Here is a 9,608-nt window from a genome sequence, read left to right on the forward strand (position 1 = left end):
TATATAGCGCTCTGAATTATTAAGACTGCCAAGCAAACCCCTTTGTCCATTATCGTTTAGGGCAATGTTGGCTTGAGGCTGGCAATGAAGAGAAGGGGCTGGTAAGCCTGTTGCAGGCTTACATGTTGGACGACCAAGATATTTTCGGCGTTGAAGCGGATGGCCCCGGCTTGTTGCGCAAGATTAAAGTTTAGAAATGGATTGGCTGAATAATTTTGCCTTGCGTTCGCCAAACTCGGGCCGCCTGATCGCAATACGACTGCCGTGTATATCTGGACTTTCTGTCGCAGCTAACAGAGCGGCAGTTTTTTGCCGTGGCGCACGCTGTCAAGAGCTGAACAACTCAGCGGATCTCGGGCAACCAGTGAAGTTCGCCGTCGCCCAGCACGGCGACTTCGGCGTGGTCCCGCGCCAGTTCGCTGCGTCGCAATGTCAGCGCCCCGGTCAATCCACCAAACGCCGGCAGCACGAGTGCATGCGGGTAACGCACGAAGCATGGCCGCCGCAAACGGTCGCCCGCGTGGCTTCTCATGGCGATAGCCGGATGCCAGTGGCCGGCCAGCGTGAAGCCCAGACTACCGGTCGGCGGCGGCTCGTGTGCGGCAGTCAGCGGGCCTAACGGCAACGTGCCGTTGACCACCTGCAACGGCAGCCCCGGCGGGTGAATGCGCCGGTCGTGGTTACCGAGCACGAGCAGGGTCGGCAGGCGCTCGGCGAACGCTGCAACAGCGTCCAGCAACGACGGCGTCAGGCCTTCGGCGCCATGCCAGAAGTCGCCGAGCACGACGAGCTGCGCTGCATCGTGCGCAACGACGACGTCATGCAGTCGCGCCAACGTCCGCGCGCTGCTGCCCGCCGGCACAGCCTGGCCTTGCGCACGAAAGGCGGCGCCTTTGCCCAGATGCAGGTCTGCCACGAAGACGGTCCGCGCAGCCGGCCACCAGACGGCACCATCGGCCAGCAGCCACAGCGTCTCGCCAGCGGCGTCCACGCGCAGGCTCACTGTCGCCTCCGTCGCGTGCGCTGCTGCCTCGGCTTGTCGGGCGCTTTGCCAAACGCGAGTCGCGAGCCGACGTCGGTTGGCGCTCTTTCCCCGCCGGCGGCAGCTTCCAACTCGGCCAGCATGCGGCTCAGCCGCTGCGCCAGTGACTCCGTCGACGCCCGCTCCCGCAGCCGCTCCACCAGCAGCGGAAACGCCAGCGGCGTCGGCCGCGTCAGTTGGCGCAGGTCGAGCTGCTGCGCGGCCATGCGCGCCAACATGCGGCCGAGCGATTCGACGTCCAACTCTGCCGACAGCAGCTCCGCCTCGGCCTGGCGCAGCAGCCGGTTCTCGGGGTCATGCTGTCGGAACACGTCGAAGTAGAGAGACGCCGAGGCCTGCAACTGCCGCTGGCTGCGCGCCTCGCCCGGGTGGCTCTGGAAGATCAGCCCGGCGATGCGGGCGATCTGACGGAAGCGCCGCCGTGCCATCTCGGTCGCGTTCAAGCTGGCCAGCACCTCCTCGCGCAGCGTTTCGCGGTCCACCGGCGCCAGCAGCGCGGGCAGTTGGGCGTTCCAGTCGATCTGGGTGGCGCTGAGCAATTCCAGCCCGTAGTCGTTGATGGCCATCGTGAACGTGGCGGGCGTGTCTCGGCCCACACGCCAGGCCAGCAGTGACGCCAAGCCCAGGTGCACGACACGGCCGGCAAATGGGTAGAGAAACAGATGATGACCGTCGCCCGAGGTCATCACCTCCGCCAGCAGCCGCTGCGGGCCGGGCAGGGCGGACCACTCGACCTGCAGCTTCAGCAGCGGCGCGACGAAGCGCATCTCGCGGTCGGTGTAGCGGCCCTGCGCGGCCTCGTCGAAGCGCTCCAGCATCGCGTCGGACAGCGTGTCCGAGATCGGGAACTGCCCGCCGTCCCAGCGCGGCAGCAGCGCCTTTCCCGGCTTGCCGATGCGCACGTAGGCGGTCAGCCCCTCCACGCGCACCAGCTCCAGCGCGCGGCCGCCGAGCAGGAAGACATCGCCCGTGCGCAACCGCGAGATGAAGCTCTCTTCCACCGTCGCGATGCGGCCGCCGGTCAGGAACTGCACGCTCACCGTTGCGTCCGACACGATGGTGCCGATGTTGCTGCGGTGCCGCCGCGCCAGCCGCACGTCGGGCACGCGCCACACGCCTGCGTCGTCGGGCACGACGCGCTGGAAGTCCGGATAAGCGCGCAGCGTCTCGCCGCCGTGCCGCACGAAGGCCAGCGCCCACGCCCAGGCCTCGTCGCTCAAGCCGCGGTAGCTCGGCGCGCTGCGCACCTCGGGCAGCAGATCGTCTGGCCGGAAGCCGCCGCCCAGCGCGAGGGTGACGAGGTGCTGCACCAGCACGTCCAGCGGCGCATCGGGCGGGCGGCGTGGCTCGATGCGGCCGGCCTGCACGGCGGCGCGCAAGGCCGAGGCCTCGACGATCTCCAGGCTGTGCGTCGGCACCATCGTCACGCGCGAGCGGCGGCCCGGCGCATGGCCGCTGCGGCCCGCGCGCTGCAGCAGCCGCGCCACGCCCTTGGCCGAGCCGATCTGCAGCACCTGCTCCACCGGCAGGAAGTCCACGCCCAGGTCCAGGCTCGCCGTGCAAACCACGCATTTGAGCTGACCCGCCTTCATCGCCGCCTCCACCCAGCGGCGCATGTCGGCGTCCACCGAGCCGTGGTGCAGGGCGATCAGGCCCGCCCAGTCCGGCCGCGCCTCCAGCAGCGCCTGGAACCAACGTTCGCACTGCGAGCGCGTGTTGGTGAACACCAGCGAGTTGGCGGCGCTGTCGATCTTCTCGATGACCGCCGGCAGCATCGCCAGGCCCATGTGACCCGCCCAGGCAAAGCGCTCGATGCGCTCGGGCAGCAGCGTGTCGATGGCGATCTTCTTGTCCTGCGCACCGCGGACGATGACGGCACCAGGCGCCAGCGTGTCGCTGGCTTCCTCAAGGTTGGCCAGCGTGGCAGACAGGCCCCAGGTCATCAAGCCTGGGTTCCAGCGCCGCAGGCGTGCCAGCGCCAGCTGCAACTGCACGCCGCGCTTGGTGCCGAGCAGTTCATGCCATTCGTCAACAACGACGAGGCGCACGCGCTTTAGCACGTCCGGCGCGTCGGCACGGGACAACATCAGGCTCAGCGACTCGGGCGTCGTGACCAGCCCCGTCGGCCAGCGGCGCTGCTGCGACGCGCGCTCGCTCGTCGACGTGTCACCGGTGCGTGCGGCCAGCGTCCACTTCGGTGCGAGGGCGCTGGCGGCGTCTTTCAAGGCGAGCAGCGTGTCGTGGCTGAGCGCGCGCATGGGCGTCACCCACAGCACCGACAGCGGCGCCTCGATGTCGCCAAATACCTGTAGCGCGCCCAGCCAGACGGCGAGCGTCTTGCCGGACCCGGTCGTCGCGTGCAGCAGGCCCGATTGGCCGGCGGCCATTGCCTTCCAGACGTTGCGCTGAAAAGGGAATGCCTTCCAGCCGCGCCCGGCCAACCAGTCAATCGTCGGCGACTTCGGCGCCATTCGCTTGCCCCTCGGGTCCAACCGCCATCAACGTACGCAACGTGTCCAGCGTGTCCGCCTCATGCAACGGCTTGTCGCCGCGAATCCTCAGCATGCGCGGGAAGCGCACGGCGATGCCGCTCTTGTGCCGCGTGCTCGCCTGGATGCCCTCGAAGCCCAGCTCGAACACCATGCTCGGGCGCACGCGCCGCACCGGGCCGAACTTCTCCACGGTGGTCTTGCGGATCACGCGGTCCACGCCCTTGATCTCCTCGTCCGTGAGCCCGGAGTACGCCTTGGCGAACGGCACCAGGGTCAGCTCGCCGCCCGTGGAATCGAGTGCGGCCTCGGCCTCTGCGGCGTCGCGCGGCGCCCGGTTCCACACGGCAAAGCTGTAGTCGGTGTAGAGGTTGGCGCGACGGCCGTGGCCGGCCTGCGCGTAAATCAGCACCGCGTCCACGCTCAGCGGCGCGACCTTCCATTTCCACCAGGCGTTGCCGGTGCGGCCGATGCCGTAGGGCGATTCGCGGTGCTTGAGCATCAGGCCTTCCACGCGACGCTCGCGCGACTGGGTGCGGGCAGCGGCGAGGCCGGCCCAGTCCTGCGCATCCAGCAGCGGCGATGTCGCAATGCCGAGCTGTTCCAGCCGTGCGCGGCGGACGTGCATGGGCTCCTGGCGGCGGTCCTCGCCGTCGCTTTCAAGTAGGTCGTAGGCCAGCAGCCGCACCGGTGCTTCGGCAAGGATGGCCTTGGACAGCTTGGTGCGGCCGATGCGCTTCTGCAGCAACGCGAATGGCGCTGGCTCGGCTTCACCGGGCAGCCAGGCTAGCAGTTCGCCGTCGACGACCGTGCCATCCGGCCACATGCTGGCCGCCGCTTCCACCTCGGGGAAACGCTCCGTCACCAACTCCTCGCCGCGCGACCAGATCCATACCTGCCCGTCACGCTTGACCACCTGCGCACGAATGCCGTCGTACTTCCATTCCGCCAGCCAGTCCCCGCGCTCGCCGAGCGTTGCCCCCGGTTCGCCGGGCAGCGCGTGCGCTAGGAAGAACGGGTAGGGCTGGCCACCACGAGCACCGCTCACATCGTCGGTTAGCAACGCCTGGAAGCGCTCAGCCGTCGGCGGCGTGTCAATGCTCGTGTAGCCCATCATGCGCTGTGCAACCCCGGCCGCATCGCGCCCCGACCACTCGGCAAGCGCCCGCTGCACCAGCAGCTTGCTCACCCCCACGCGAAACCCGCCGCCGACGAGCTTGACGAACATGAAGCGCTCGTCCGCCGAGAGCCCCCGCCAGGCGGCCAGCACGGCCTCACGCCGCGAGGCCGCGTCCAGCGCACGCAGTGGCAGGATGCGCTGCTCCATCCAGTCGGCCAGCGGCTCGTCGAGCTTGTCCTCGGGGTCGGGCAGCACGTAGGCAATCGCCTCGGCCAAGTCGCCGGTCGCCGCATAGCCCGCCTCGAACAGCCACTCCGGCAGCGCCGCAGCCTCGCAGGCCAACGCCCGAAGCTCAGCTGTCGGCACCGCCCGGCGCGGCGTGCCGCCGGCCAGCAGGTAGACGGCCCAGGCGGCGTCGCGCGGCGGTGCGTCGGCCAGGTAGCGCTTCAGCGCGGCCACCTTGGCCAGTGTGGACGTGCTCGCGTCGATGGCCAGGTAGAGGGCCACGAAGCGCTTCACTCGGCCGCCTCCACGCCGTGGGTCTCGTCGCCGTACTCGGTCGCGAACGCTTCGGCCTGCAGGCCCAGCTCGCTCAGGTAGCGCACCAGCGTCCCTTCGTCGCCATGCGTGACGATGACGCGCTGCGCAGCCGTCGCTGTGATGGCGGCCAGCAGCCCCGGCCAGTCCGCGTGGTCGCTGAACACAAAGCCCCGGTCCACGCTGCGCCGCCGGCGCGCGCCGCGCAGCCGCATCCAGCCGCTGGCGAAGGCGTCGCTGTGCGGCCCTAACGCCCTGGCCCAACGGCTGCCCTGCACGGCCGGCGGGGCGATGACGAGAGCGCCGCGCAACGACTTGAAGTTCGTCTCCGGCGTCACTGTCTGCACCTCGGCCAGTGCGACACCGGCCTCGCGATAGGCCGCGTTCAACCGCGCGACGGCGCCATGCACGAGCACCGGCCCCGGCGCATCGGCCGTCGCCAGCCCGGCAATCAGCCGCTGCGCCTTGCCCAGGCTGTAGCCCATCAGCAGCGCCTGCTTGCCTTGCGCCGCGCAGTCGACCCACCAGGCGCGCATCTCGCCGAACACCTCGCTCTGCGGCGCCCAGCGGTAGATGGGCAGGCCGAAGGTGCTTTCGGTGACGAAGACGTCGCAGCGCACCGGCTCGAAGGGCGCGCAGGTCGTGTTGCAGTCACCAGCGCCGCTGACGAAGTAGTCGCCTGCCACGACCCAGACCTCGCCGCGGTGCTCGATGCGCACCTGCGCCGAGCCCAGCACATGGCCCGCTGGATGCAGGCTCAGGCTCACGTCGCCGATGCGCCTCACCTCGCCGTAAGCCAAGCCATCCAGCGTAGCCTCGTCCCCCAGCCGCGCGCGCATCAAGCCAAGGCCATCGCATTGCGCCAGGTAGGCGGCATGGCCGGGCCGGCAATGGTCGGCATGGGCGTGGGTGATGACAGCGCGATCGACCGGCAACCACGGGTCGATGTAGAAATCGCCGGGCTCGCAGTAGAGCCCTTGCGGGCGGCGGGTGACCAAGTCGAGCATGGGGCGAGTGTGCACAAGCCGAGAGCCGCCTGGCTCGTGTTGGAACTGCATCAGGGCAGCCGCCGACCGCGCGGCAGGCTCACTGCCTACAAGGCGTGGGCATCCGCGCGCGACGAGCCTCTCTTAGATGAATGTCGCTGCATTTGCTCCAACCCTGGAATACCGTGTATACTGCTAGCTTCAGTCGCGGGGTGGAGCAGTCTGGTAGCTCGTTGGGCTCATAACCCAAAGGTCGTAGGTTCAAATCCTGCCCCCGCAACCAAGAAATAAGAGTCCTGTGAAGGACTTAGCAAAGCCCGCCAAGTGCGGGCTTTGTCGTTTCTGGCTCGCTGTGACGAGGTTTGTGACGGGTCTTGTGCCGTCACACGATTTGGCTTTGGCCGTGCTGACCATTGGGCGATGTGGCGGGTCGACTGGCGACGCTAGGAGTTCCCAGACGAGCGTTGCAGCGCAGTTTTCTGTGCTGAACCGATCGCCTGACAGCTGCGCCGCCGGAGGGGCTCGAACCTTTTGCGACATAAGCAACTTCTGCGGATGTCGCTGCCTGAGCCCGCACTGAAGCTGCAGGCATCGGGCTGCGCCGCTCCGTGCGTGGTCAAGTCACCTGTGCGGGACGGTGCAGCACGGGACGCAGCGCAGCCGCGTTTTGAGGCCTCGGCGAAGAAGGCGCCGGGCATGCATGGGCAGGCAGGCGGCTCTTGAGCAGCCGAATTGGCTTTGCCGCAATTGCCTGCATATACCGTGCGCTGGGTGCGGTGCCGCACCGTCTTTCGTCCCGCATCCGAGCAAAGTTGACTCAACGATGGCCGTCTGGTGCGCCGATCGCCATTCAATTTACGACGTAGGCATGCACATGATCGACCACACCCCCAGCGGCCACGGATTCGTCAGCCTGCTCGAGGCCTTTCGCGACAGCGGCGGCACCGCGCCCAGTGACATCGTCGGTCGCCTGTTGCTGGATCACCAGGCCGGCGCGGCGGTCAGCTTGGCCAAGCTCATTCATTCCGGCCAGGTGTTCGGGTTTGAATGGCGTGCCAGCCTGTGGATACCGATGTTCCAGTTCGACCCGAAGGACCTGTCCATCGCAGCCCAGCCGCAGGCTGTGCGGGCGCAACTGCCTGAACTCTGGTCGGGTTGGCGGGTGGCGCAGTGGTTTGCCGGGCCCAATTCGCGGCTGGGCGGGCAACGCCCTGTCGACCTGCTGAGCTCGGATGCCGCTGCGGTTCTGGTCGCCGCTCAAGGCCTGCCGCTGCCCAGAACGCAGGCGCATGTGGCGAATGTGGCACTCGCATGAGGCTGAACCCGGCGCACCGCTGCGGCTGGCGTTGATATGAACGCCTGACCGCGCCATGGACTTCAAGGACTACTACGCCGCACTCGGCGTCGAGCGCACCGCGACCCAGGACGAGCTCAAGCGCGCCTACCGCAAGCTGGCGCGCAAATACCACCCCGACGTCAGCAAGGAGCCGAACGCCGAAGCGCGCTTCAAGGACATCGCCGAGGCCCACGAGGCGCTGATCGATCCCGAGCGCCGCGCCGCCTACGACGACATCGCCCGGCGCAAGGCAGACGGCCGCGCATTCGAGCCACCACCCGGATGGGACGGTGGTTTCGAGTTCAGCGGCCGAGGTGCCGACAACAGGGCCGGCCCCGACGGCGCGGCCTTCAGCGACTTCTTCGAATCCTTGTTCGGGCAGCGTTCGCGTGGTGGCGAAGGCAGGCGGCAGCATGCCTCCGAGCACGGCCCCGCACAGGGCAGTGACCACCACGCCAAGCTGACGGTCGATCTTGAGGATGCGTATCGAGGCGCCCAACGCACGATGTCGTTGCGCATGCCCGTGGTCGACGCGCAAGGGCGGGCCACGCTGCGAGGAGAGCGGCAGTTGGACGTCAGCATCCCCAAAGGCGTGCGGCCGGGCCAGCATCTGAGGCTGCTGGGCCAAGGGGCTGCGGGCCAAAACGGCGCGCCGGCAGGCGACCTCTATCTGGAAATCGCATTCATGCCGCACGCGGTGTTCCGGCTGGATGGCGGCGACGTCTACTTCGATCTGCCGGTGGCGCCGTGGGAGGCCGCGCTCGGGGCCACGGTCACCGCACCGACGCCGAAGGGCTCCGTGCAACTGGGCATTCCAGCGGGTTCGACCCAGGGCCGCAAGCTGCGTCTCAAAGGCTGGGGCCTGCCCGGCGCCCAGGCCGGTGACTTGTACGCGGTGCTGACCATCGCCGTGCCGCCTTCGGATTCAGAGGCGCAGAAGACCGCTTGGCAGGCGTTGGCCGAGGCCTATTCTGACCATCAACCTCGCGCCGCATTGGAGGCCTGAAGCACCATGGCGGACACCTACTACCTGGTCACGGCCAGCGCCGTCGTCGAAGAGCAAGTGGCCTTCGACCTCCCCGCCTTGTGCCGGGCCAGCGGAGCAGACGCGGCGCAATTGCAGGCGCTGGTCGAAGAGGGGCTGCTGCATCCGACAGGCCGTGGCCCGATCGACTGGCAGTTCAGCGGCGAGGCCCTGGCCCGCACACGCAAGGTGCTGCGCCTGGCACATGAGCTGGACCTGGGGCTGCATGGCGCTGCGGTCGTGTTGGCGCTGTTGGCGGAGATCGAGAGGCTTCGGTCGCGTTCGCCCTGACCCAGACCACAGCGGCCACGAAGCATGCTCTTGCTGCCGTCGATCTGCTCTTGGGCGCGGGCGGCGAGCCCTTCTTTCCGCGGGAAATGCTGGCGGCGATGATCAAGTCGGGCAGGGCGGTGATGTGTCCGCCCGCCCCGGATCTGCCGCGCCTGTAGCGACGTTACTCAGAGCCGCTCGAACACCGCAGCAATGCCCTGGCCGCCGCCGATGCACATCGTCACCAGCGCGAAGCGCCCGCCGGTGCGGTGAAGCTCGTAGATGGCCTTGGTCGCGAGGAAGGCGCCTGAGCAGCCGATCGGGTGGCCCAACGCGATCGCACCGCCATTGACGTTGACCTTCTTCATGTCGAACTCCAGCCCGCGCGCAACCGCGATCGCCTGCGCGGCAAAGGCTTCGTTGCTCTCGATCACATCCATCTGATCGAGCGAGAGCCCGCACTTCTTCAGCGCGAGTTTCGTGGCCGGGATCGGCCCTTCTCCCATCAGTTCGTTCGGCACGCCGGCGACCGCATACGACACCAACCTTGCCATCGGCTTGTGACCGGCAGCGGCGGCCACCGCCGCATCGGCCAGCACGAAGAAGGCCGCGCCGTCATTGATGCCCGAGGCATTGCCGGCGGTCACCGAGCCGTCCTTCTTGAAAGCCGGCTTCATCTTCGCCAGCGTCTCCATCGTCGTGGCTGCCCTGACGTGTTCGTCGGTGTCAAACACCACCTCGCCCTTTCGGGTCTGCTTGACGATGGGCACGATCTGCGACTTGAAGCGCCCTTCCTCAATCGCC

Annotated in this window: 8 protein-coding genes and 1 tRNA gene; 4 read left to right on the top strand and 5 right to left on the bottom strand. The window is 68.0% G+C overall.

Annotated features, from left to right (window positions below):
• Nucleotides 1-343: 343 nt before the first annotated feature.
• Genes pdeM through ABIS05_RS06860 form a run of 4 tightly spaced genes read right to left on the bottom strand, consistent with a single transcriptional unit; the run spans nucleotide 344 to nucleotide 6,195 of the window.
• Nucleotides 344-1,003 (bottom strand): ligase-associated DNA damage response endonuclease PdeM, encoded by a 660-nt coding sequence (pdeM, locus tag ABIS05_RS06845; RefSeq protein WP_348009643.1) that lies wholly within the window; start codon nucleotides 1,001-1,003, stop codon nucleotides 344-346.
• Nucleotides 1,000-3,513 carry a ligase-associated DNA damage response DEXH box helicase gene (locus ABIS05_RS06850; protein ID WP_348009644.1) on the bottom strand — a complete coding sequence of 838 codons (2,514 nt, stop codon included), beginning with the start codon at nucleotides 3,511-3,513 and terminating at the stop codon, nucleotides 1,000-1,002. The genes pdeM and ABIS05_RS06850 overlap by 4 nt, the downstream gene beginning before the upstream one ends.
• Entirely contained in the window at nucleotides 3,488-5,170 is a 1,683-nt protein-coding gene (locus ABIS05_RS06855; RefSeq protein ID WP_348009645.1) for an ATP-dependent DNA ligase, read from the bottom strand. The genes ABIS05_RS06850 and ABIS05_RS06855 overlap by 26 nt, the downstream gene beginning before the upstream one ends.
• Nucleotides 5,167-6,195, bottom strand: coding sequence for a ligase-associated DNA damage response exonuclease (locus ABIS05_RS06860; protein ID WP_348009646.1), 1,029 nt, complete (start codon nucleotides 6,193-6,195; stop codon nucleotides 5,167-5,169). Before ABIS05_RS06860 ends, ABIS05_RS06855 begins: the two co-directional genes overlap by 4 nt.
• A 185-nt stretch (nucleotides 6,196-6,380) precedes the next feature.
• Here ABIS05_RS06860 and ABIS05_RS06865 point away from each other — a divergent pair.
• The 4 genes from ABIS05_RS06865 (at nucleotide 6,381) to ABIS05_RS06880 (ending at nucleotide 8,825) form a co-directional block, all read left to right on the top strand.
• Nucleotides 6,381-6,457, top strand: a tRNA-Met gene (locus tag ABIS05_RS06865).
• A 591-nt stretch (nucleotides 6,458-7,048) separates the two neighbouring features.
• On the top strand, nucleotides 7,049-7,489 hold the full coding sequence (locus ABIS05_RS06870) for an antitoxin Xre/MbcA/ParS toxin-binding domain-containing protein (RefSeq protein WP_348009647.1): 441 nt from the start codon (nucleotides 7,049-7,051) through the stop codon (nucleotides 7,487-7,489).
• Nucleotides 7,490-7,544: 55 nt separating this feature from the next.
• Nucleotides 7,545-8,516 carry a DnaJ C-terminal domain-containing protein gene (locus ABIS05_RS06875; RefSeq protein WP_348009648.1) on the top strand — a complete coding sequence of 324 codons (972 nt, stop codon included), beginning with the start codon at nucleotides 7,545-7,547 and terminating at the stop codon, nucleotides 8,514-8,516.
• 6 nt (nucleotides 8,517-8,522) lie between these two features.
• The gene (locus tag ABIS05_RS06880) at nucleotides 8,523-8,825 is read left to right on the top strand and encodes a chaperone modulator CbpM (protein WP_348009649.1); all 303 of its coding nucleotides are present in this window, start codon (nucleotides 8,523-8,525) and stop codon (nucleotides 8,823-8,825) included.
• A gap of 167 nt (nucleotides 8,826-8,992) precedes the next feature.
• On the opposite strand, the gene ABIS05_RS06885 is transcribed toward ABIS05_RS06880, so the two are convergent.
• Nucleotides 8,993-9,608 (bottom strand): acetyl-CoA C-acyltransferase (locus ABIS05_RS06885; RefSeq protein WP_348009650.1); only part of this gene is annotated, 616 nt, incomplete at its 5' end.

It is taken from the genome of Roseateles sp., from assembly GCF_039929605.1.
Taxonomy (GTDB): Bacteria; Pseudomonadota; Gammaproteobacteria; order Burkholderiales; family Burkholderiaceae_C; genus Pelomonas.